The organism is Curtobacterium sp. 9128, assembly GCF_900086645.1.
Lineage (GTDB): Bacteria > Actinomycetota > Actinomycetes > Actinomycetales > Microbacteriaceae > Curtobacterium.
Genome location: NZ_LT576451.1, coordinates 397,756 through 420,524, shown reverse-complemented (window position 1 = coordinate 420,524; position 22,769 = coordinate 397,756). Strand labels below are relative to the sequence as shown.

General features: G+C 71.4%; 23 protein-coding genes. 15 read left to right on the top strand and 8 right to left on the bottom strand.

Features of this window, described 5'->3' with window-relative positions; all coding sequences use genetic code 11:
- Positions 1 to 9: 9 nt before the first annotated feature.
- Positions 10 to 639: a TetR/AcrR family transcriptional regulator gene (locus QK288_RS02050; RefSeq protein WP_281266157.1), complete on the bottom strand. Its 630-nt coding sequence runs from the start codon at positions 637 to 639 to the stop codon at positions 10 to 12.
- An 81-nt stretch (positions 640 to 720) separates the two neighbouring features.
- Here QK288_RS02050 and QK288_RS02045 point away from each other — a divergent pair, with 81 nt between their 5' ends.
- A complete protein-coding gene (locus QK288_RS02045) occupies positions 721 to 1,458 on the top strand; it encodes an ABC transporter ATP-binding protein (protein ID WP_281266156.1) in 738 nt (245 codons plus the stop codon).
- Positions 1,455 to 2,732: an ABC transporter permease gene (locus QK288_RS02040; RefSeq protein WP_281266155.1), complete on the top strand. Its 1,278-nt coding sequence runs from the start codon at positions 1,455 to 1,457 to the stop codon at positions 2,730 to 2,732. The genes QK288_RS02045 and QK288_RS02040 overlap by 4 nt, the downstream gene beginning before the upstream one ends.
- A 12-nt stretch (positions 2,733 to 2,744) precedes the next feature.
- Here the strand turns inward: QK288_RS02040 and QK288_RS02035 are convergent, their stop codons facing one another.
- The gene (locus QK288_RS02035; RefSeq protein WP_281266154.1) at positions 2,745 to 3,020 is read right to left on the bottom strand and encodes a hypothetical protein; all 276 of its coding nucleotides are present in this window, start codon (positions 3,018 to 3,020) and stop codon (positions 2,745 to 2,747) included.
- A gap of 103 nt (positions 3,021 to 3,123) precedes the next feature.
- On the opposite strand from QK288_RS02035, the gene QK288_RS02030 reads away from it, so the two are divergent.
- Genes QK288_RS02030 through QK288_RS02020 form a run of 3 tightly spaced genes read left to right on the top strand, consistent with a single transcriptional unit; the run spans position 3,124 to position 5,708 of the window.
- The gene (locus QK288_RS02030; protein ID WP_281266153.1) at positions 3,124 to 3,807 is read left to right on the top strand and encodes a hypothetical protein; all 684 of its coding nucleotides are present in this window, start codon (positions 3,124 to 3,126) and stop codon (positions 3,805 to 3,807) included.
- A 9-nt stretch (positions 3,808 to 3,816) separates the two neighbouring features.
- Positions 3,817 to 5,262 (top strand): NAD(P)/FAD-dependent oxidoreductase, encoded by a 1,446-nt coding sequence (locus QK288_RS02025; RefSeq protein WP_281266152.1) that lies wholly within the window; start codon positions 3,817 to 3,819, stop codon positions 5,260 to 5,262.
- 2 nt (positions 5,263 to 5,264) lie between these two features.
- Complete coding sequence (locus tag QK288_RS02020) at positions 5,265 to 5,708, top strand: SRPBCC family protein (protein ID WP_281266151.1); 444 nt, start codon at positions 5,265 to 5,267, stop codon at positions 5,706 to 5,708.
- A 6-nt stretch (positions 5,709 to 5,714) separates the two neighbouring features.
- Here the strand turns inward: QK288_RS02020 and QK288_RS02015 are convergent, their stop codons facing one another.
- Positions 5,715 to 6,533: a shikimate 5-dehydrogenase gene (locus QK288_RS02015; protein WP_281266150.1), complete on the bottom strand. Its 819-nt coding sequence runs from the start codon at positions 6,531 to 6,533 to the stop codon at positions 5,715 to 5,717.
- A gap of 106 nt (positions 6,534 to 6,639) precedes the next feature.
- On the opposite strand from QK288_RS02015, the gene QK288_RS02010 reads away from it, so the two are divergent.
- From QK288_RS02010 to QK288_RS01995, 4 genes are all read left to right on the top strand, one after another.
- A complete protein-coding gene (locus QK288_RS02010; RefSeq protein WP_281266149.1) occupies positions 6,640 to 7,566 on the top strand; it encodes an NADP-dependent oxidoreductase in 927 nt (308 codons plus the stop codon).
- Between the two features lie 77 nt (positions 7,567 to 7,643).
- The gene (locus QK288_RS02005; RefSeq protein ID WP_281266148.1) at positions 7,644 to 7,835 is read left to right on the top strand and encodes a PspC domain-containing protein; all 192 of its coding nucleotides are present in this window, start codon (positions 7,644 to 7,646) and stop codon (positions 7,833 to 7,835) included.
- A 34-nt stretch (positions 7,836 to 7,869) separates the two neighbouring features.
- Complete coding sequence (locus tag QK288_RS02000) at positions 7,870 to 9,243, top strand: L-serine ammonia-lyase (protein WP_281266147.1); 1,374 nt, start codon at positions 7,870 to 7,872, stop codon at positions 9,241 to 9,243.
- 344 nt (positions 9,244 to 9,587) lie between these two features.
- Positions 9,588 to 11,771: a hypothetical protein gene (locus QK288_RS01995; protein WP_281266146.1), complete on the top strand. Its 2,184-nt coding sequence runs from the start codon at positions 9,588 to 9,590 to the stop codon at positions 11,769 to 11,771.
- 19 nt (positions 11,772 to 11,790) lie between these two features.
- On the opposite strand, the gene QK288_RS01990 is transcribed toward QK288_RS01995, so the two are convergent.
- The 5 genes from QK288_RS01990 to QK288_RS01970 are packed head-to-tail and all read right to left on the bottom strand — an operon-like array spanning position 11,791 to position 16,499.
- Positions 11,791 to 12,627 carry a class II fructose-bisphosphate aldolase gene (locus QK288_RS01990; protein WP_281266145.1) on the bottom strand — a complete coding sequence of 279 codons (837 nt, stop codon included), beginning with the start codon at positions 12,625 to 12,627 and terminating at the stop codon, positions 11,791 to 11,793.
- Positions 12,624 to 13,556 carry a hexose kinase gene (locus QK288_RS01985; RefSeq protein WP_281266144.1) on the bottom strand — a complete coding sequence of 311 codons (933 nt, stop codon included), beginning with the start codon at positions 13,554 to 13,556 and terminating at the stop codon, positions 12,624 to 12,626. Before QK288_RS01985 ends, QK288_RS01990 begins: the two co-directional genes overlap by 4 nt.
- Complete coding sequence (gene nagA, locus QK288_RS01980; protein WP_281266143.1) at positions 13,553 to 14,671, bottom strand: N-acetylglucosamine-6-phosphate deacetylase; 1,119 nt, start codon at positions 14,669 to 14,671, stop codon at positions 13,553 to 13,555. The genes QK288_RS01985 and nagA overlap by 4 nt, the downstream gene beginning before the upstream one ends.
- Positions 14,668 to 15,621: an ROK family protein gene (locus tag QK288_RS01975; RefSeq protein WP_281266142.1), complete on the bottom strand. Its 954-nt coding sequence runs from the start codon at positions 15,619 to 15,621 to the stop codon at positions 14,668 to 14,670. Before QK288_RS01975 ends, nagA begins: the two co-directional genes overlap by 4 nt.
- Complete coding sequence (locus QK288_RS01970) at positions 15,621 to 16,499, bottom strand: SIS domain-containing protein (protein ID WP_281266141.1); 879 nt, start codon at positions 16,497 to 16,499, stop codon at positions 15,621 to 15,623. Before QK288_RS01970 ends, QK288_RS01975 begins: the two co-directional genes overlap by 1 nt.
- Positions 16,500 to 16,631: 132 nt before the next feature.
- Here QK288_RS01970 and QK288_RS01965 point away from each other — a divergent pair, with 132 nt between their 5' ends.
- The 6 genes from QK288_RS01965 to QK288_RS01940 all read left to right on the top strand — a co-directional run bounded on the left by QK288_RS01965 (position 16,632) and on the right by QK288_RS01940 (position 22,764).
- Complete coding sequence (locus tag QK288_RS01965) at positions 16,632 to 17,420, top strand: DeoR/GlpR family DNA-binding transcription regulator (protein WP_281266140.1); 789 nt, start codon at positions 16,632 to 16,634, stop codon at positions 17,418 to 17,420.
- A 182-nt stretch (positions 17,421 to 17,602) separates the two neighbouring features.
- Positions 17,603 to 18,808, top strand: coding sequence for a Gfo/Idh/MocA family oxidoreductase (locus QK288_RS01960; RefSeq protein WP_281266139.1), 1,206 nt, complete (start codon positions 17,603 to 17,605; stop codon positions 18,806 to 18,808).
- 23 nt (positions 18,809 to 18,831) lie between these two features.
- On the top strand, positions 18,832 to 20,151 hold the full coding sequence (locus QK288_RS01955) for a sugar ABC transporter substrate-binding protein (RefSeq protein WP_281266138.1): 1,320 nt from the start codon (positions 18,832 to 18,834) through the stop codon (positions 20,149 to 20,151).
- Positions 20,152 to 20,492: 341 nt separating this feature from the next.
- Positions 20,493 to 21,158 carry a sugar ABC transporter permease gene (locus QK288_RS01950; RefSeq protein ID WP_281266137.1) on the top strand — a complete coding sequence of 222 codons (666 nt, stop codon included), beginning with the start codon at positions 20,493 to 20,495 and terminating at the stop codon, positions 21,156 to 21,158.
- Positions 21,155 to 22,009, top strand: coding sequence for a carbohydrate ABC transporter permease (locus tag QK288_RS01945; protein WP_281266136.1), 855 nt, complete (start codon positions 21,155 to 21,157; stop codon positions 22,007 to 22,009). Before QK288_RS01950 ends, QK288_RS01945 begins: the two co-directional genes overlap by 4 nt.
- Positions 22,006 to 22,764: a hypothetical protein gene (locus QK288_RS01940; protein ID WP_281266135.1), complete on the top strand. Its 759-nt coding sequence runs from the start codon at positions 22,006 to 22,008 to the stop codon at positions 22,762 to 22,764. Before QK288_RS01945 ends, QK288_RS01940 begins: the two co-directional genes overlap by 4 nt.
- Positions 22,765 to 22,769: the final 5 nt, after the last annotated feature.

Here is a 22,769-nt window from a genome sequence, read left to right as displayed (position 1 = left end):
TCCCGTCCGTCATCCTGCTGCGATCCGGGCCGCGGTGTCGCGCATCAACGCGACCACCTGGGTGCGCACCTGCTCGGGTTCCGTGCCCTCGTTCCGGGCGGAGCTGCGGAGCGCCGTCATCACCATGCCGAGCAGCATCTCCGCCGCCTGCGGCGTCGCCGCCTCCGGCCCCCACGCCGGGTCGCGCTCGAGCACGGTGCGGACGGCGCCGGTCATCGCCTCGGCGACGATCGACATGCGCGTGACCTGGCGGCGCATGAGCTGCGGGAAGCGCACGATGAGTTCCTTGCGCTCGTGGCGGTGTCGTTCGTCCCCGAAGGTCTCGCCGAACACCAGGAACGCCAGGTCGACGACCGCCTGCGCCGCCGGTTCTCCAGCGACGGCCCGGACGTGCGACTCGAGGGTCTCGGCGGAGAGATCGAGCTCGGTGTGCCCGAGGACCGCGTCCTCCTTGCTCTCGAAGTAGTTGAAGAACGTCCGCGGCGAGATGTCCGCGCGCGCGGCGATCTGCTCGATCGTGGTGTGGTCGATGCCGTCCTCGAGCGCGAGTGACCGCGCGGCCTCGGCGATGCGGCTGCGGGTCTCGATGCGTTTGCGGTCGCGCAGACCCATCTCGGACGGGGTGGCACTGTCGGGCATGGCTCGACTGTAACCGGAACGTCACATCGTTTGCAGCAAACGCAAACTTTCAGTCGTGCAACGGACAGTACGCTCGGGCGCATGACCACTCCCGTGCTCGAGGCCAGGGGCCTCACGAGGACCTACGGCCGAGGTTCCACCCGGTTCGATGCGCTCAAGGGGGTGTCCCTCGCCGTGAACCAGGGGGAGAGCCTGGCGATCGTCGGCAAGTCCGGCTCCGGCAAGTCGACGCTGATGCACCTGCTCGCGCTGCTCGACAAGCCGTCCACCGGGCAGATCCTGCTCGACGGCACGGATGCCGCGACGCTCAGCGCCCGCGACGTGAACCGCACGCGGAACAGCACCTTCGGGTTCGTGTTCCAGCAGTTCTTCCTGACGCCGAAGACCTCCGTGCTCGACAACGTCGTGCTGCCGCTGAAGATCGCGGGCGTCTCCGGTGCGGAGCGGAAGCGCCGGGGGATGGCGGCGCTCGACGCGCTCGGGCTGGCGGACAAGGCCAAGAACGACGCGAACGACCTTTCCGGTGGACAGAAGCAGCGCGTGGTCATCGCCCGAGCGCTCGTCGGCGAGCCGAGCGTCATCTTCGCTGACGAGCCGACGGGCAACCTCGACACGAACACGGGTGAGGTGGTCGAGGACATGCTCTTCGGACTGCAGCGCGAGCGGGGGATCACCCTGGTCGTCGTCACCCACGACGACGAACTGGCGGCACGCTGCGACCGGAGCGTGAACGTGCGCGACGGGCTGATCGTCGGCGGGTCGACGGAGGCCGATGCGCCCGCCCCGGGTGCCCACGAGCACGGAAGGCACTCCGCATGAACTTCCTCGACCTCCTGCGGACCGCGGTCGGCAACACGTTCCGGTCCAAGCTCCGCACCACCCTGACCGTGATCGCGATCTTCATCGGCGCGTTCACCATCACGCTCACCTCGGCGATCGGCACCGGCGTCGGGAACTACATCGACACCCAGGTGGCCTCGATCGGCGACACCGGGGCCCTGACGATCACGAAGACCGTCGACTCGTCGTCGACCGACAGCGGCCCCGCGAAGTACGACCCCGACGCGTCCACGCAGAGCGTCGACCGCGGGCCGGCGTCCTTCGGGTACCTGTCCCAGTCCGACGTCGACAAGATCAAGGGCGTCTCGGGCATCGACTCCGTCCGTCCGGCCGTCGCGCTCAGCCCGAAGTACGCGGAGTACGGCAACGAGGGCAAGTACGTCGTCACGCTGTCCGCCAACGCGGGGGAGCTGAAGGCCGACCTGGCATCGGGCAAGCAGCTCGACGACGACACGGACGCGAACCAGGTCATCCTGCCGACGAACTACCTGAAGAACCTCGGGCTCGGCAGCGAGAAGGCGGCCGTCGGCAAGGAGCTCACCTTCGCGGTGGACGACTACCAGGGCGCAGAGCACACCCTGACGGCGACCGTCGTCGGCGTGCAGAACGAGTCGCTGTTCGGCGGCGGGGCCGGTGCGAACGCGGCACTGACGGACGCGATGCAGTCCGCGCAGGAGACGGGGAAGCCCGCGTCGATCGCGACCTCCTACGCCAGTGCCTCGGCGACCCTTGACAGCGGCGCGACCGCGTCCGACGTGAAGAGCGCCCTGTCGAAGGACGGCTACACCGGACAGACGATCCAGGACCAGCTCGGCCAGTTCCAGACCGTCATCAACGGCATCGTCGGCGTCCTCAACGCGTTCGCGGTGATCGCCCTCATCGCAGCGGGCTTCGGCATCATCAACACGCTGCTGATGAGCGTGCAGGAGCGGACCCGTGAGATCGGCCTGATGAAGGCGATGGGCATGGGCGGCGGCAAGGTCTACACGCTGTTCTCGCTGGAGGCGGTGTTCATCGGCTTCCTCGGCAGTGCGATCGGCGCCGGCGTGGCGATCGCGCTCGGCACGGGGATCTCGAACATCCTGGCCGGCACGGTGCTCAAGGACCTGCCTGGCCTGCAGATCATGCAGTTCGCGCCGTCCTCGGTGATCACGATCATCCTCGTGGTGATGTTCATCGCGTTCCTCGCCGGCACGCTGCCCGCACGCCGGGCTGCACGCCAGAACCCGATCGAGGCCCTCCGCTACGAGTAGGGACGCGTCGGGTCAGGAGCCCTGCGTCGCGTGCTGCCAGGCGGCGAGGGCGCCCGCGGCGATGAACACGACGACGAGCACGATCCAGATCGCCAGTGCGACCACGTTCAGGAGGATGCCCCAGCCGGCACGACCACGCGCCAGCGGTTCGCGGCTGCGGGACGCGATGCCGAGGCAGAGCCCGACGACCGGCGCGAAGAACGTCCAGCCTGCGAGCAGCGAGCAGATGCCGAGCACGAGACTGGCGGTACCCAGTCCGGTCCTGGGAGATGTCGTGGTGGTGACCATGCGCTCCACGCTAGGGACGCTGCGGAGGCGAGTCGTCCCTCCAGGCGGTGATCCGGGTCCACCTGCGGGCTGATGGTCACCCGTCGCCGGTATCGTCGATGCCATGGCTCTGTTCGGACGGCGCAGCAAGACCTCGACCGAGCGACCCGTCAGCCAGGTGGAACTCCGCCGCGCCGTCGACGAGGGCTTCCTCATCTCGAAGGCCGCCGTGACGATCGCCGTCGCCAACCGCATCATCACCAACTCGCTCCGTGACCAGGGCTTCTTCGACCACGCCGTCGCCGCCGAGACCGTGCGCGAAGAGCTGCACCGGATGGCGGAGGAGCAGCGCGGCGACGCCGAGCGCATGCGGGAGATCCGCTCGAAGGCGATCAAGCAGAAGGGCCGGTCGAAGCACCAGCACGACTACAAGCGCGGCGACGACCTGAAGCTCCGGACGCGCGAAGCCACCTACGAAGAGCTCGCGGCGATGCTCGATCGCCGCCGGGACGACCAGGTGTTCGTCGACGGCATCGTGCTCGCCGCCCGCGCCCGCGCATGGGACGACATCGGCACGACCGTCGTCGGGCGTCTGGGGTGGGCGCAGCGCCCGACCGAGGGCTACGAGATCGGTCGAGACGACCGGGTGCAGCAGATGCTCGACGAGGACTTCGCTGCGCTGCTCGCGGAGCATCCGCTCGGGTCCGGCCCGAGTGCGGTCGCGGCGGACGCCGACGAGCCCACGGACGCCGACACCGACGGCGACGAGGGCACCGACCCTGCGAGTGCGGACACCGCGCGTCCGTAGGCTCGACGCGTGGTGGACGCAGTGGTGGTCGGGGCGGGGCCGAACGGGCTCGCCGCAGCGGTGACCCTGGCGCGGGCCGGCCTGTCCGTCGAGGTCGTCGAGCGGAACGACACCATCGGCGGAGGAGCACGCACCGCAGAGCTCACGTTGCCCGGCTTCCGCCACGACGTCTGCTCGGCCGTGCACCCGATGGCGCTGCAGTCGGAGTTCTTCCGTCGCTTCCGCCTCGACGAGCGGATCGACCTGCGGCTACCCGAGGTGCAGTACGGCCACCCGCTCGACGGCGGCCGCGCGGGGATCGCCCACCAGGACCTCGACCGCACGGCAGCGGAACTCGGTGTCGACGGCCCCGCCTTCCGGACCCTGATGGCCCCGCTCTCGCGGAACGCGGACCAGGTGTCGGACTTCGCCACGAACGCGCTGCTGAACGTCCCGCGGCACCCGCTCACCGTCCTGCGGTTCGGCCTGCGGGCGCTGGAGCAGGGGAGCGGCGCCTGGAACGCCCGGTTCCGGGACGAGGTCGCACCCGCGATGGTGACCGGGGTGGCCGCGCACTCCATCCAACACATGCCGTCCCTCGCGACCGCCGCAGCGGCCCTGTCGCTCGGCAGCTACGCGCACGCCCGCGGTTGGCCGGTGCCGATCGGCGGCAGCCAGGCGATCGTCGACGCGCTCGCCGCCGACCTCGTCGCGCACGGCGGGCGGATCGTCACCGGACAGGACGTCCGATCGCTCGGGGACCTCACCCCGGCGAAGGCGGTGCTGTTCGACACGAGCGTGCCGGGGATGCTCCGGATCGCGGGCTCGCAGATCCCGACGCCGCGTCGCGGTGCGCTCCGACGGTTCCGGTTCGGCAACGCCGCGGCCAAGGTCGACTTCGCCCTGTCCGAACCGGTGCCGTGGACGCACGAGGACCTGCGTCGGGCCGGCACGGTGCACCTGGGCGGCACCCGCGCCGAGATCGCCGCAGCAGAGGGCGCGGTGGCGCGGGGACGGCACGCCGAGCGCCCGTACGTCCTCGGTGCGGAGCCCACCGTCGTGGACCCGTCACGCGCACCAGAGGGCCGGCACGTGTTCTGGGCCTACGCGCACGTCCCGGCCGGTTCCGACATCGACCACACCGAGGCCGTCACCCGCCAGATCGAGCGGTTCGCGCCGGGGTTCCGCGACACGATCCTCGCGACGAGCTCCCGGACCGCCGTGGAGATGGCTGCCTACAACCCGAACTACGTCGGCGGGGACATCGCCTCGGGTGCGGCGAGCTTCTGGCAGCTCGTGAAGCGTCCGTTGCTGTCGAACGACCCGTGGCGGATGGGCGGCGGGATGTACCTCTGCTCCGAGGCCGCTGCCCCGGGCCCCGGCGTGCACGGCATGGCCGGTTGGCGGGCCGCGAAGAGCGCACTGCGGCACACCTTCGGGTTGCCGGACGACGTCGACCTGGCACCGGAGGACTGATCATGGCGAAGAACGTCCGCATCATGCACTGCACGCCCGAGGACGTCTTCGACGTGCTCGGCGACGGCTGGCTCTTCACGACCTGGGTGGTCGGCGCGTCCCGGATGCGCGGTGCGGAACCCGGCTGGCCAGCGGTCGGGAAACGCCTGCACCACTCGTTCGGTGTGTGGCCGTTCGTGATCGACGACGTGACGACGTCGCTCGTGTGGGATGCGCCCCGGCGGATGGTCATGCAGCCGAAGGGCTGGCCCCTCGGTGAGGCGCGCGTGGAACTGGCCGTCGAGCCGCATCCCCGGGGCTGCAAGGTCACCATCGTCGAGGACGCCGTGGCCGGCCCTGCCACGTACGTCCCGGGGTTCCTGCTGCAGCCGCTGGTGTGGATCAGGAACCGCGAGACCCTGCGGCGCCTCCGCTGGGTCGCGACGGGTCGCGCCCGGAACGGCTGACGCGCCCTACTCAGCGCGACTGAACTCGCTCGCCCGGGCAACTTCGTCGTCGGTGAGTGCGACGCCCGTGTAGCGCTCGAACTGGCGGGCTGCCTGGAGCGCGATGACCTCGGCGCCGGTGATGACGTGCTTGTCCGCCGCGCGTCCGGCCCGCACGAGCGGCGTCTCGGAGGGGAAGGCGACCACGTCGAACACGGTGTGGGCCGCGGTGATCCGGTCCGCGGTGAACGCGACGGTGTCCGACTGGTCCCCGTCCATGCCGAGCGGCGTGACGTTGACCAGCAGGTCGGCGTCGCCGGCCTCGTCCTCGGTGCGGACCCAGCCGAACCCGTACTGCGACGCGAGGGCCGAGCCGGTGTCCCCGTTGCGGGCGACGACGGTGAGGTGGTCGAACCCGGCGCCACGGAACGCCGCGGTGACGGCCTTCGCCATGCCGCCGGACCCGCGGAGCAGCACGCGGGACGTGGGGTCGACGTCGTGCGTGCCGAGCAGTGCTGCAACGGCCTCGTAGTCGGTGTTCGAGGCGGTGAGCACACCGTCGTCGTTGACCACGGTGTTCACGGACTGGATGGCCGCGGCGGACTCCTCGACGACGTCGACGAGGGGGATGACCGCCTCTTTGAACGGCATGGACACCGAGCACCCGCGGATGCCGAGGGCACGGATGCCGGTGACGGCTCCGGGGAGGTCGGTGGTGGTGAACGCCTTGTAGAGGAAGTTCAGCCCGAGCTCGTCGTAGAGGAAGTTGTGGAACCGGGTGCCGATGTTGCTCGGACGGGCGGCGAGCGACATGCACACCTGCATGTCCTTGTTGAGGATGGGCATGTGGCCAGTGTCGCATGCTCCTCGGTCCGCGTGCCGACGGGGATGGAGCGGTCCACCACCGGACTGGGATGCGTCGTGGTGGCGCGGAGGCGTAGCGTCTCCGGAGATGACCGATCTTCCTGAGACCATGCGCGCCGTCCGTTTCGACGAGTGGGGCGACCGGACCGTGCTCCGCGTCGCCGAGGTTCCCGTGCCAGCCGCCCTGCCGGGGCGCGTCCTCGTCCGTGTCCGGGCCGCCGGGATCAACCCGGGGGAGTCCGCCATCCGCCAGGGGGTGTTCGGCGGGGACCTGCCGTCCGGCCAGGGCACCGACTTCGCCGGGATCGTCGTCGCGGTCGGCGAGGGTGTCGACGGCGTCGACGAGGCCGAAGAGGTCATCGGCTGGTCGTGGGACCGGTCGAGCCAGGCCGAGTACGTGTCCGTCCCGGCCGAGCAGGTCGTGCAGAAGCCGCGGTTGCTCGACTGGACCGTGGCCGGTGGGCTGGACGTCATCGCGACGACCGCGGCGGCTGCCGTCCGTGCCGTGGACCCGAGGCCGGGGGAGACCGTCGTCGTCTCCGGCGCCGCAGGGGGCGTCGGCGGGTTCGTCACGCAGCTCCTCACGAACGAGGGCATCGACGTCATCGCCGTCGCGTCGGAGTCGAACCACGAGTGGCTCGCGTCCAAGAAGGCACGTCCGGTCGCCTACGGGGACGGACTGCAGCAGCGCATCGAGGAGCTCGCGACGAACGGGGTCGACGCGCTCATCGACACGCACGGCGCCGAGTACGTCCACCTCGGCATCGCGCTCGGGATCCCCGCCGACCGCATCGAGACGATCATCGCGTTCGAGGCGGCGGCCGAGGTCGGTGCGCACGCATCGGGCAGCTCGGACACCGCCGATCCCGAGATCCTCGGCGCGCTGGCGAACATGGTGGCGGAGGGTGCGATCGAGGTGCCGATCGCGGCGACCTACCCGCTCGACCGGGTCCAGGACGCCGTCGCGGAACTCGAGCAGGGGCACACCCGCGGCAAGATCGTCCTCGTTCCCTGACCCGGGGGTTCTCCCCACCCCGGATCCGGAGGGAGACCACCTTCTGCGGCGGTCGTCGGGTGCGTAGCGTCATGGACATGAACGCACTCACCCGCCCCCGCAACGGCCGTGTCCTCGCCGGCGTCTGTGCCGGTATCGCCGACCGCTTCGGCTGGTCCCGCACCTTCGTCCGCGTCGCCTGGGTCATCCTGAGCTTCTTCCCCGGTCCGCTCTGGATCGCCTACGTCGTGCTGTGGTTCCTGATGCCCGCCGAGGGCAACCGCCGCTGAACGTCCGTCCGTCCAGACGGGTTAGGGTGGCGACGTGCCGGTCTCCGTCTTCGATCTGTTCAGCATCGGTGTCGGCCCGTCGAGCTCCCACACGGTGGGGCCGATGCGCGCCGCAGCCGAGTTCGCCGATCGCGTCCGGGCACTGCCCGTCGTGACGATCCGCGTCGACCTCTACGGCTCGCTCGCGTCCACCGGGCAGGGACACGGAACGCTCGGCGCCGTCGCGATCGGGCTCACCGGCGAGCTGCCGGAGGACGTCGACCCCGACGCGATGACGGCGGCGCTCGACACGCTCGAGGAGACCGGCGTCCTGCGGATGTCCGGCGGGCAGCGCGTGCCGTTCCGGCTCCGCGACATCGTCCAGCACCCCTTGACGATGTTGCCCAGACACCCGAACGCCATGCGGCTCCGCGCGTTCGACGACTCCGGCTCCGAGATCGCCGTCGAGACCTACTACTCGGTCGGCGGTGGGTTCATCACCCGCGACGGCGACGACGAACCCGCCGCCGTGGCCGAGGCCGCGATCCCCGTCGACGACGCCGTGCCGCACCCGTTCTCCAGCGGTGCCGAGCTGCTCGCCGCCTGCGCTTCGACGGGGTTGCCGGTGAGTGGCATCGCCCTGGCGAACGAGGGCGCGACCCGTTCCGAGGACGACGTCCGCGCCGGTCTGCTGCGGATCCACGACGTGATGGACGCGTGCGTCGACCGCAGCGTCCGACGCACCGGCACGCTCCCCGGCGGACTCGACGTCCGTCGTCGCGCTGCCACCTGGTTCGAACAGCTCACCCGGGAAGACCCCGACCACGACCCGCTGTTCGCGATGGAGTGGGTGAACCTCTGGGCGATGGCGGTGAACGAGGAGAACGCATCGGGCGGACGCGTCGTGACGGCGCCGACGAACGGTGCGGCGGGCATCATCCCCGCGGTCCTGGCCTACGCACTGCACTACGTCGACGGGCTCGACCGTGACGAGGCCGTGGTCCGCTTCCTCCTCACCGCCGGCGCGATCGGGTCGATCTACAAGGAGCGCGCCTCGATCTCCGGTGCCGAGGTCGGCTGCCAGGGCGAGGTGGGTTCCGCCGCGTCGATGGCGGCCGCCGGGCTCGCCGAGGTCCTCGGCGGAACCCCGGAACAGGTCGAGAACGCCGCCGAGATCGCGATGGAACACAACCTCGGACTGACCTGCGACCCGATCGGCGGGCTCGTGCAGATCCCCTGCATCGAGCGCAACGCGATCGCCGCGAACAAGGCGGTCAACGCGGCCAGGATGGCGCTCCGCGGGGACGGCGTGCACCACGTGTCGCTGGACCAGGTCGTCGAGACCATGCGGCAGACCGGTGCCGACATGTCGACCAAGTACAAGGAGACCGCGATGGGCGGTCTGGCGGTGAACGTCCCGCTCTGCTGACGTGACCGGCGTGCCGGGGCCGAGCCGAGCCTCCAGGGCGACGTGTGGGGGACCGGGCGGGGTACGACGCTCCACAACTGGGGGCGCGCATTCCGGCGTCACCGCTGTCGGAGTGGCGCCTCCGCGGGTTAGCGTGCTCGCGTCTGCTCGATCACCGAGCGGGCCGGTGCCCACGGATCGGGCGCCGTGCAGAGTCATGGAGTGACGCCGATGCACCACCGCACCCTCGCCTTCCTGACGGCGGCCGCCCTCGGGGCGACGCTCGCCGTCGGTGTCGCCGCACCCGCCTCGGCCGGGACGGCCCCACGCCGACCGTCCCGCCGACCGTCGTGTCCTCGGGGTCCGTGCCGACGTCCTCGGACCCGACGGACGGCAGGACCCCCGCCGACACCCCGGTCGACCTCACCGTCGTGCTGCGCCCGACCGACCGGACGGCGCTGCGGGACCTGCCGGCCACCACGGCCGGAGCCGGTCCCGACGAGCGGAGCGACGCGGTCGACGCCCTGGCGCCCGAGGAGCCGCGCGGCGCAGCGGTCCGGTCGGCGCTCGCCGCGGCGGGGTTCACGGTCACGGACCTGGACACGTGGGAGCTCGAGGCCACCGGAACGGCTGCGCAGGCCGAGGCGCTCTTCGCGACCACCCTGGTGGGCAGCGGCGACGGCATGCACCCCACCGGCGACGTCGTCATCCCGGCGTCCTTCGGCGACTCCGTGACCACGGTGTTCGGGCTCGACGCCCGGCCCGCCGCATCGCACGCCGCGCTCCCGGGCGGCTACGCCCCTGCTGACCTCGCCAGGGCCTACGGCTCCTCGAGTGCGGCGAGCGCCGGAGCCGGCACCACCGTCGCGACCGTGCAGCTCTCCGGCTGGGACCGCAACGACCTCGTCGCCTACGCGGCGGCCGTCGGGCGACCGGTCCCCGCGCTCGACCAGATCGCCGTCGACGGCGCCGACGTCCACCGGGCGGACGGCTCCGGCGGCGAGACCGAGGTCGCGCTCGACCAGGAGGCCCTCCTCGCCACGGCGCCGTCGGCCCGGCAGCGCGTCTACGTGGCACCGAACTCGTTCCAGGGGCTCTACGACGCCTACAGCCGCATCGCGGACGACGTCCAGCGTGCCGGCATCACGGCCGTCAGCGTCTCGTGGGGCTCCTGCGAGTCGCTGACGTCCGCGGCAGCCCGCGGGGCGCTCGACGACGCGCTCGACCGCATCGTGGCCGCCGGGGCGACCGTGTTCGCCGCCTCCGGTGACGACGGCGCGATGTGCCCGACCGGGCCCCGCTCGTCGGTCCGCTCGGTGACGTACCCGGCATCGTCGCCCGCCGTGGTCGCGGTCGGTGGGACCTCGCTGCAGACCACGTCGTCGGGCACCTCGGAGTCCGCATGGTCGAACACGTACGGAGCAGGCGGGGGCGGCGTCTCCGCGGCGTACGACCGCCCGGCGTGGCAGTCCGGCACCGGTGTCACGGGGACGAAGCGCCTCGTCCCCGACATCGCCTCGGTCGCGGACCCCGCGACCGGGCCCGGGATCTACCTCGGCACGGCGCACGGCTTCGCGCTCGGTGGCGGCACGAGTCTCGCGTCGCCGGTCGTCGCCGGCCAGCTCGCCGCGGCACTCGGAACCCGCGGGTGCACCGTCGGCATCGGGGACCTGCACCAGACGCTGTACTCGAACCCGACGGCGTTCCGCGACGTGACGTCGGGGACGAACGGCACTGCGGCGGCGACCACCGGGTACGACCAGGCAACAGGACTCGGGACGCCGAACTGGGGCGTGCTCGGGGCCCTGCTGCCGACCGGCGGGTGCGCTGGCGGTGGCGCCGGTGCTCCTGCCGCTGTCGGGCCGGCCGCGGCGGGAGCCACGGCCACGGGGATCACGGGGTCGTCGACGCCGGTGCCCTCCGGCACGTCGATCCGGTCGCCGCACGGGCTGTACTGGCTCGACCTGCAGTCCGACGGCCGCCTCGTCGAGTGGGGCGGCGGACGGGCGCTGTGGTCGTCGAACGTCGCGTCCGCGGGCGCGACCCTCACGGTCGGTACCGACGGCACGCTCGCGATCCGGTCGACCACCGGTGCGACCGTCTGGGCCGCCGGCAAGCCCTCCGCGGGAGATGCTCCCGTGCTGCAGGTCACCGACCTCGGCGTGGTCCAGCTCGTCCGTGGGACGACGGTCCTGTGGCAGCAGGTCCCTGGCACGCGCGACCGCCTGGTGCCCGGCGCCAGCCTCGTCCCCGGACAGGAGATCCGGGACACCACCGGACACCGTCGTTTCATCGTCCGGGACGACGGTCAGCTCCGGATCATCCTTGGTTCGAAGACGGTGTTCGCCGTCTCCGGTGGCCGGGGCAGCTCCCTGCGGGTGCAGACGGACGGCAACGTGGTGCTCTACGACGCCGTGGGCAAGGCCAAGTGGTCGACCGCGACGTGGCGGTACGGGGGGAAGAACATGCAGTTGCGGATGCAGACCAACGGTGACCTGGTGCTCGCGCAGGGGACGACGACGAGGTGGCACTCCAGGACGAGGGGCTGAGCGCCGCGGCCTCGTCGCGTCAGCGTGCCAGGAGTGTCAGGAGTCTCGCGGTCTCGGTCGTGATGGCGTCGCGGCCGGCGGCGACGTACTTCCGCGGGTCGACCAATTCCGGCCGCTCGTCGAGCACGTCGCGGAGCGCCCGGGTGAAGAGCCCGTTGAGGTGCGTCGAGATGTTGATCTTCGTCATCCCCGCCGCCACCGCACCACGGAGCTCGTCGTCCGACAGTCCCGACGACCCGTGGAGCACGAGGGGCACCGGCACGCTGTCGTGCAGCCGCCCGATCAGGTCGCGGTCGACGGCGGCCTCGCGGGTCTGCATCGCGTGCGAGGTCCCGACGGCGACCGCGAGGGCGTCCACCCCCGTCGCGGCGACGAACGCCGCTGCGTCGGCCGGGTCGGTGCGGACGCCCGGTGCGTGCACGCCGTCCTTGCCGCCGACCTCGCCGAGTTCGGCCTCGATCGCGATACCGGCCGCGTGGCAGCGGTCCGCCAGGACACGGGTGGCGGCGACGTTCGCGGCGTAGTCGAGGTGCGAACCGTCGTACATGATCGAGTCCACCCCGAGCGCGATGCCCTCGGCGACCAGGTCGGCGTCCTCGACGTGGTCGAGGTGCACGAGGACCTCGACGTCGGCCGAGCGCGCGATCGCCTGGGTCGCGGTCGTGATGGGTGCGAGCCCGCCGTGGTAGCGGACGCAGTTCTCGCTGATCTGCAGGATCACCGGCAGACCGGCGGCGGCGGCACCCGCGACGATCGCCTCGGCGTGCTCGAGCAGGACGACGTTGAACGCCCCGATGCCGTGCCGGGTCGATCGGGCGGTGTCGAGGAGCCCGGTGAGGGCCAGGTCGGTGATCATGCGGGACTCCTGGTGGGGTCGAGGGCGGAGAGGAACCGGTGTGCGGCGTCGTGGTCGATCTCGCCGGCGACGGGACGGAGGACCGCCGCTGCGCCGAAGGCCGCGGCCGTGCGCAGTGCCAGGGCGGTGTCGGCACCGCGGGACAGTGCGAGGACCAGGCCGGCGGTCGCGGCGTCCCCCGCGCCGGTGGGGTTGCCGGTGACGCCGGGCACGGCGGGCACCTCGACCACGTCGTCGAGCGCGTGTGCCGCGATGCCGTCGGCTCCGCGTGAGACCACGACCAGCCCGGCACCGCGCCGGAGCAGGTCGAGCGCGCCGTCCCGTTCGTCCGGCAGGCCCGTGGCCTCGGCGAGTTCCTCGCGGTTCGGCTTGCACACGGTGGTACCGGCGTCGGCCGCCGCGAGGAGGGACGGGCCGGAGAGGTCGGCGACCACGAGGACCCCCGCCGCGACGGCGTCGGTCACCCAGGGGACGACCACGGTCGGCTCGGCACCGGCGGGGAGCGAGCCCGAGAGCACGAGCGCGACGGGTCCACCCGGAGCAGCCGTCCCGAGGGCGGACCGGACGGCGTCGTCGACGTGGGACCACGACCCGGGTGGGACCGACGGCCCGGGCTCGCCGAACATCGTGGGGTGGGCGAGGTCGTCGACCACCGTCACGGTGGTGCGGGTCTCGCCGGGGACCGGGACCGTGGTCGCATCGAGCCCGAGGGCGGCCACCGCATCGGCCACCCAGGCCCCTGCGGCGCCGCCGAGTGGCAGGACCGAGTGGGTCCGGACACCCTCGGCGTGCAGCACACGTGCGACGTTGAGCCCCTTGCCGCCGGGTCGCCGGTCCACGTCCCGGACGCGTTGGGTCGTGCCGACACGCTGTTCGTCGACGCGGTAGGTGACGTCCACCGCGGGGTTCGGCGTGACGACGACGATCATGTGCGGACCCCTTCGGTGAGCGGACGGGCGCGGAGCCGATCGGCGTCGAGCGCGAGCAGGTCGGCGCGTGACCCGGGGCTGAGCGGCTCCGGGAGACCGAGCAACGCCGCGGCGTTCCCCGAGGAGATGGCGACGGCTTCGGCGATCGCGTCCGGACCGCTCGCGAGGACACGGGCGACGGCGTCCGCGATCGTGCTCGTGCTGCCGGCGAGCGACGACCCGTCCGCGAGCATCGCGACACCGTCGGACACCACGACGTCCGATCCGGCGATCCGGTAGCGTCCGTCCGGGCACCCGGTCGCGGCCATCGCATCGGACACCAGCACCATCCGGCCGGCGGCGCTGCGACGGACCAGGTCCACCGCGACTGCGTCGAGGTGGTGACCGTCCACGATCGCTTCGACGGACAGGCGGTCGTCGGTCAGGGCGACGCCGACCGGGCCGGGATCGCGGTGGTGCAGCGGGGGCATGCCGTTGAAGACGTGGGTGACGAGTCGCGCACCGGCATCGACGGCGCGCAGGACCGTGTCGGCGTCCGCGTCGGTGTGCCCGATCGCGACGACGATCCCGGCGTCCGTGAGCCGGCCGACCGCGTCGAGTGCGCCGGGCAGCTCCGGTGCCAGGGTGACGATCCGGAGCTCGTCGGCCGCGGCGTCGAGGTACTCGTCCACCTCGGCCGTCGTCGGTGCGTGCAGCAGGTCCGGTGCGTGTGCTCCCCGTCGGGTGGGCGAGAGCCACGGCCCCTCGAGGTGCAGTCCGAGGAGCGTGCCGTCCGCGACCAGTGGCCGGAGCCGACGGAGCGCCGACAGGGTGTCCGCAGGGGTACCACTCGCGATCGACGCGACGAGCGACGTCGTCCCGCGGTCGGCGTGGAAGGCGGCCACGGCGCGGGCGTCGTCCGCGGTGCAGGTCGCGAAGTCGTGGCCGAGCGCACCGTGCGCGTGCAGGTCGACGAAACCTGGCACGACCGTGCCGTCGGTCTCGACGACGCGGTCGTGCGGAGGAGCGTCCCCGGAACCCACGGCGGCCACCCGCCCGTCCTCGACGAGCAGCCAACCCTCGTCGATCGTCCGGGTCGGGGTGACGAGCCGCGCGGAGCGGACCAGCGTGCTCACCGCGTGCCCTCTGCGACGCGGGTGCCACGCGCGAGGAGATCGCGTGCGAGCAGGCCCGCCCCGATCGCGCCCGCCGCGTCTCCGTGACGGGCCGGCACGACCGCGGGCACACGGAGCCCGGCCAGCCGGTCCGCGACCGCCGCACGGAGGGGGTCGAGCAGGAGCGGGCCGGACCGGGCCAGGCCGCCGCCGACGACGACGGTGTGGCACCCGGCCACCGCGGTGGTCCACCCGATCACGTCGGCGAGGACCTCGACGCACTCGTGCCAGACCCGGGCGGCCGTCGCATCGCCCTGCTGGACGAGGAGCATGGCGGCGTGCGCGCTCTCGACACCGGTCCGGCGTGCGACGGCGCCGGCCGAGGCGATCTCCTCGACCCGGGCCCCGGCGTGCGGTCCGTGTACGAGCCGGACCTGGCCGACCTCGCCGGCCCATCCGCCGCCGTCCACCACGGTGCCGTCGACGACGAGCGCACTCGCGAGCCCGGTGCCGATCGGCAGGAACACGGCGGAGCCTTCGTCGAGGCCACCTGATCGCACCTCGGCGAGGGCACCGGCACGGACGTCGTGCCCGAAGGCGAGCGGAACGTCGACGCCGCGGGCGAGCAACGCTGCGAGCACCCGTGCACGCACCGGGACGTCCCGCCAGCCGAGGTTGACCGAGAGCACCGAGGTGCCGGCGCGCTCGTCGACGACACCGGGGACGACGATCCCGACGGCATCGAGCGGGACGGTGCTGTCGGCATCGAGCTGGACGGTGCTGTCGGCATCGCGCGGGACAGCGCCGACGGCGAGGTCCGCGACGGTCTCCGCGAGCCGCTGCGCGTCGGGGTCGTCCTTCGGCGTCGGCACGCGGTACTCGGCGAGGACCTGCCCGTCGGCGTCGGTCAGTCGGGCCTTGATGCCCGTGCCGCCGACGTCGACCCCGAGCACGGCCCCGCGGCCGGCCATCAGGTGAGGATGACCGAGCGGGTCAGGGAACGCGGGTGGTCCGGGTCGAGCCCGCGACGCTCGGCCAGCGCGACCGCGAAACGGTGCACGACGACGAGCCCCGCGATGGGGTCGAGGTCGTGGTGGACGAACCGGGCACCGGTCGCGGCGACCTCGTCCGGCAGCCCGTCGGGCGTGCTGCCGAGGGACCAGACGAGTCGACCGGGCTGCGCGATCGCGATCGGGCCGTGCCGGTAGTCCATCGCCGGGTACGACTCGGCCCAGAACTGCGCGGCTTCGCGGGTCTTGAGTGCTGCCTCGAACGTCAGGCCGACGGCGGCGCCGCGACCCACGAACGTCACCTGCTCGGCGTCGAGGAGGTCCTCGATGGGCAGCGCGAGCGCCGCTTCCGCCTGGACGGCCAGTGCATCGACGTCATCGCCGATGGACGCGCGCAGCAGGGCGAGCGCCGTCGTCGCGAAGCGGGTCTGGACAACCGAACGCTCGTCGGCGAACGGCAGCGCGATCGTGTCGTCCGCGACCGCCGCCGCCGGGCTGTCCGGCACGGCGGTGATCAGCACCGTGCGCTGCGTGGGGAGGTCGGAGAGCAGGGAGACGATCTCGGTCGTCGTGCCGGACCGGCTGATCGTCACGACGCGGTCGTACTCGCGTCCGGTCGGGTACTCGGAGCCCGCGAACGCGTCGGTGACGCCGAGGCCGGCCTGCTCGCGGGCCACGGCGTAGCTCATCGCGATGAACCAGCTGGTCCCGCACCCGACGACGGCGACGCGCTCGCCTGGCTGGGGGAGGGTGTCGACGAAGGAGGGGAGCAGGGCGGCCGCAGCGCGCCAGGTCTCCGGCTGCGACGCGAGCTCTTCGCTCACGAAGGTGTCGGTCATGGGTGCCTTCCGGTCCGGTCTCGATCCGGGTGATCGATGGTCGGAAGCATAGCGAGCGATCGTGCTCGATGCGAGAGCAAAACGTCATTTCCGATCAGCGACCGAGCGCTGCACGCCCGTAGGATGGCCCTCATGACTCCGCAACAGCGGCTCAACGCCCTGCTCGAACTCGTGAGCGAACGGGGCAACGTGTCGATCTCCGAGATCGGCGAGATGCTCGGGATCTCCCCGGCCACCGCTCGCCGCGACCTCGCGACCCTCGCCGACCAGCGGCTGGTCACCCGCACGCACGGCGGGGCCGCCGCGCTCGGCGCCGGGTACGAGCTGCCGCTGCAGTACAAGATCGCCAGGCAGGCAGAGGCCAAGACGGCGATCGCCCGTGCGACGGCGGCGCTCATCGCCCCGGGTGACACCGTCGGGCTGAACGGCGGGACCACCACCACCGAGGTCGCCAGGGAGCTCGGCAAGAGCGAACGCTTCATCCGGGCGGACGGCGAGTACGGCGTCACGATCGTGACCAACGCGCTGAACATCGGGTACGAGCTGTCGGTGCGCGCCAACGTCAAGATCGTCGTCACCGGCGGCGTCGCACGTCGTCAGTCCTACGAACTCGTCGGCCCGCTCGTCCGCGACACCCTCGACGAGTTCGCGCTCGACGTCGTCGTGCTCGGCGTCGACGGCCTGACGGGCCAGTACGGCGCCACCACCATGCACGAGGGAGAGGCCGAGGTCAGTCGGCACTTCGCCTCCGTCGGGCGTCGGGTGATCGTCGTGGCGGACTCCACCAAGATCGAGCGCTCGACGTTCGCGCGGATCTGTCCGCTCGACCGGATCGACGTCCTGGTCACCGACCAGCCGGTCCCGCCGACGTTCGCGGCCGACCTCGCCGCCGCCGGCGTGGAGCTCGTCGTAGCCGACTGAGCCGACTGAGCCGACTGAGCTGGACCGGGGCTGACGGGCCCGCCGGCACCACGACGTCGTGCCCGGACGTTACCGGCGTGTAAAACCCTCGCATCTCACTTCCATGAGCGATCCGTGAGCGCCTATTGTGCATTCATGATCGATTCGGCATCATTGGCGTCACAATCACGCAAGGGAGCGAGATGAGCGTCGACACGTACGAAGGACTCCGCATCGCGGTGATCGGCATGGGCCAACGGTCCGCCATCGCACGCCACGTCGCCGAGGCGGTCGCCTCGAGCACCGATCTGGAGGCCCGGGTCATCGCCGTCGCGGACGTCACCGCCGACGGACGGGAGCGCGGACGCAGCGAGTACCCCGACGCGCTGGTGGTGGAGTCCCACCGCGACCTCGTCGGCGCGGTGGACGCGGCGATCGTCACGACCCCGGACTGGACGCACGCCGAGATCGCGATCGACCTGCTCCGCGCGGGCATCGCGGTCTACCTCGAGAAGCCCCTCGCCATCACGGTGGAGGACGCGGACGCCGTGCTCAACACCGCTGCGGAGACGGGCACCCCGCTGTACGTCGGCCACAACTTCCGGCACGCCGCCGTCGTCCGGCTCATGCGGGAGATCGTCGAACGGGGCGAGATCGGCGAGGTCAAGGCCGTCTGGTGCCGCCACTTCGTCGGGAACGGCGGCGACTACTACTTCAAGGACTGGCACGCCGACCGCACCAAGGTCAACTCCCTGCTGCTGCAGAAGGCGAGCCACGACCTCGACGTCATCCACGCCCTCGCCGGCGGGTACACGAGCCGTGTCGTCGGGATGGGCTCGCTGTCCGTCTACGGCGACGTCACCGATCGTCGCGACCGAAGCGGTGAGCTCATGGGGGACTGGTTCTCGCTCGACAACTGGCCGCCGCTCGAGCAGACCGGCCTGAACCCCGTCGTCGACGTCGAGGACGTCTCGATGGTGATGATGACGCTCGACAACGGCGTGCAGGCGAGCTACGAGCAGTGCCACTTCACGCCGGACTACTGGCGGAACTACACCGTGATCGGGACCGAAGGCCGTCTCGAGAACATCGGCGACACCGGCGGCGGCGTGGTCAAGGTCTGGAACCACCGCCGCGGGTGGGACGTCCAGGGCGACCGCGAGTACCCGATCGACGGCGTCGACTCCGGCCACGCGGACGCCGACCTGCTCACCATGACCGAGTTCCTGCGCAGCGTCGCACTCGGCGAACCGACCTCACTGTCCCCGGTCGCGGCGCGAGCCGCGGTCGCCGCCGGCGCCCTGGCGACCCGCTCGCTGCGGGGCGGCTCCGTGCCCATCGACGTCCCGAGCCTCCCGGCCGAGACGATCTCCCACTTCACCCTCCCCACCCAGACCGTCACGCGCTGACGGCCGTGCGAAAGGACCACCCGATGACCGCACACTTCCCCGCCCGAGGAGCCCGACGCATCCTCCTCGGCGCTGTCGCCGCCCTCGGCGCGGCCGCCCTGCTCGCCGGGTGCTCGACCTCCTCGGGCGCCGCGGGTTCCGGCGGCGACTACGAGAAGGTGTCGAAGGACACCAAGGCGACCCTCGACTACGCCGTCTGGGACGAGAACCAGGTCAAGGCGATCAAGGCCAACATCAAGGGCTTCAACGAGGAGTACCCCGACATCACGGTCAACGTCGACGTCACCCCGTTCGCCAACTACTGGACGAAGCTCCAGACGCAGGGCTCGAGCAACACGCTCCCCGACCTGTTCTGGATGAACGGCCCGAACTTCCAGCTGTACGCGGCCAACGGCAAGATCGCGCCGATCACCGGCGAGGTGAAGGCCGGCGCGATCGACCCGAAGAACTACTCGTCGGCGCTCAACGACCTGTACACGTACGACGGCACCCAATACGGCGTCCCGAAGGACTTCGACACGATCGGCGTCTGGATGAACAAGGCGCTGTTCGAGCAGGCCGGCGTCGCGATGCCGTCGAAGGACTGGACCTGGGACGACTTCCAGAAGACCGGCGCCGAGCTCTCCGAGAAGCTCAAGGCACAGGGCGCGTACGGTGCCGCCGGCGGCATGGACGGGCAGACGACCTACTACGACACCATCTTCCAGGCCGGCGGATCCGTCCTGAACGACGACGCCACGAAGTCCGAGTACGCGTCGAAGGCGTCCGAGGAGGGCCTGCAGTTCTGGACCGACCTCATCAAGTCGGGGGCGTCGCCCTCGATCAAGCAGCTGACCGACACGACCGCCGACCAGTGGTTCACGTCCGGGAAGCTCGCGATGTACCAGGGCGGCAGCTGGTTCCGCTCGGCGCTGACCGGCACCGACATGGAGAAGGACGTCGTCGTCTACCCGCTGCCGAAGGGCAAGGAGCAGGCGACGGTCATCCACGGCGTCTCGAACGTGGTCGCCGAGGGCAGCAAGAACAAGGCAGCGGCCCAGGCACTGCAGGTGTACCTCGCCGGCAAGACCGCACAGCAGCAGCAGGGCGACATGGGCGCCGTGATCCCGGCCTACACCGGCACGCAGGACGCCTTCACGAAGACGATGCCCGACGCCGACCTGCAGGTCTTCCTCGACGCGGTCGACTACGCCAAGCCGCTGCCCGTCTCGAAGAACACCGCCGCGTGGAACACCCTCGAGACGAACCTGCTCCCGAGTGCGTTCGACGGGTCGAAGCCCGTCGACGAGGTCGCGAAGGACCTCGCCCAGAAGATGGACGCCGCCCTCGGCAAGGAGAAGTGACGCCCCGGCGTCAGGGAGTGACCCGATGACGATCCACACCGAGCAGCACCCCGACACGGCGGCGACACCCGCCGTCGGCCCCGCCCGGACGCAGCACGCGTCCGGGCGGGGCGCCCCGGCGGTGCCCCCGCCGCCTGATCCGGACCGACGGTGCATGGCCGTGGCTGTTCGTCCTGCCGCTGCTCATCGGCGTCGGCACGTTCTACATCTGGCCGATCCTCCAGACGTTCTGGTACTCGTTCACCACGTGGGGCGTCTTCGGCGGCGCGACGTTCTCGGGTCTCGCCAACTACGGTCGCCTGCTGTCCGACCCGCAGCTGTACCAGTCGCTGCTCAACACCGTGATCTACACGGCCATCGTGCTCGTCGGCATCCCGATCGCGGTGTGGCTCGCGAGCCTGCTGAACACCCCTGGTCTGCGGTTCGCGCAGTTCTACCGCGTGCTGTTCTTCCTGCCCTACGTCGCGATGCCCGCGGCGATCGCCCTGGTCTGGCGGATCATGTTCAACGGCGACTACGGGATCGTGAACTGGTTCCTCGGGCTGTTCGGCATCGACGGCCCGTACTGGATCTCGACCCCGGGCTTCGCGCTCGTCGCGGTGAGCCTCGTCGGCCTGTGGTCGTCGCTCGGTTTCTCGATGATCATCCTCGGCGCCGGCCTCAAGGACATCCCGCCAGAGCTGTACGAGGCGGCCGAGCTCGACGGCGCCAGTCGCTGGCGCCAGTTCCGCTCCGTGACCGTGCCGCTCCTGACGCCGAGCATCTTCTTCGTGGTCATCGTCACGACGATCTCCAGCTTCCAGCTGTTCGACCTGCTCTACGCCATCCTCGGCAGCACCAACCCGGTGATCCCGAAGACGATGTCACTCGTCTTCTACTTCTACAGCGCCGGGTTCATCGACAACGACAAGGGCTTCGCGGCCGCGATCGCGATGATCATCTTCGTGCTCATCGGCATCGTGACGCTCGTGCAGTTCCGGTTCCAGAAGAAGTGGGTGCAGTCATGACCACCACCACGATCAGGACCGGGAAGCGCCCTGGCCGCCGCGGCGGCTCCCACTGGTGGATCCACGTCGTCCTCGGCATCGGCGGGTTCGCGATGGCGTTCCCGTTCCTGTGGCAGATCATCATGGCGCTGTCCACGAACGCGCAGGTCCAGTCCGTCACCCCGACGTTCTGGCCCGGCGAGCTCCAGTGGCACAACTTCGCCGAGGTCTTCGAGCGCCTGCCGTTCCTCAGCCAGCTCGGCACGTCGGTGTACGTCACGATCATCCGGACGATCGCGCAGATCATCCTGTGCACCTTGGCCGGCTACGCCTTCGCCCGGATGCGGTTCCGCGGTCGCGCGGTCCTGCTCGGGATCGTCCTGTCGATCCTCCTGGTGCCGTCGCAGGTGTACCTGATCTCGCAGTACCAGATCGTGCAGGGGCTCGGCTGGCTCGACACCCTCGCCGGGATCGTCGCGCCCGGTCTGTTCAGTGCGTTCGGCACGTTCCTGATGCGGACCGCGTTCCTCAACATGCCACCGGAGCTCGAAGAGGCGGCGCGCATGGACGGCGCGAACCCGTTCCAGGTGTTCTGGCGGATCATGCTGCCGCTCGCCCGGCCCTCGATCAGCGTGCTCGCGATCACGACGGTGCTGTGGTCGTGGAACGAGCTGCTCTGGCCGCTGGTCGTGTCGACCCGCGCCGAGGACATGCCCCTCGCCGCCGGTCTCGCGACGCTGTCGAGCGACCGGACGATCGACTACCCGGTGCTCATGGCCGCGAGCCTGATGGCGATGGCACCGGTGCTCATCATGTTCATCGTCCTGCAGCGTCGCGTGATCGACGGGCTGGCCTCGTCCGGCCTGAAGTGAGCCGGGAGGCCCGCCCCGGCTCCGTCGCGCTGCTCGCCTCCGCGATCGGTCGCCTCCAGGACCCGGGGGCGCTCGCCGCGGACCTCGCGGCGAGCGTCGCCGACGCCCCGCCGGTCGAGCGCGACGCGCTCGCGATGGCGGCCGTGGACGCGGTCCTCCCGCAGACCGCCACGTGGCTCGCCGCCCACGGGGCGACCGCCGAACAGGCGTCCGCGAGTACCGCCGACGTCGCACGCAAACGCGACCGGTACGGGATCCGGGGGACCGGGCTGGACTGGTTCTGCGCGGTCGCGACCGGACGCGTGGTGGCAGTGGGGCGCCTCCAGTTCGAACTCGGTGCCCACCTGCCGGACGGGACGCCGACGTGGAGCGTGCACGTCCCGGAGACCGGGCCGCTGGACCCGGTCGCCTGCGACCGGGCGTTCGCCGACGCCCCTGACCTGCTCCGACGGCTCGCACCGGGCCACGGCGCGACGTCGTGGTCCTGCCGGTCGTGGCTCCTCGATCCCGGGCTCGCGACCGCACTCGGACCCGACGCCAACGTCGTCCGGTTCGCCCGACGGTTCCGGTTGCTCCCGCCCGGCCCGCACGACGCGACCGAGGGCGACGACAGCGCGGCGAAGTTCGTCTTCGGGACCGGGCTCGCCGCGGCGCGTGCCGCACGTCCCGCCGGGCGTGTGCAGCAGGCCGTCCACGACCGGTGGGCGGACGGCGGGCACTGGACCGAGCGCACCGGGACCGCGCCGATCGCGTGAGCCGG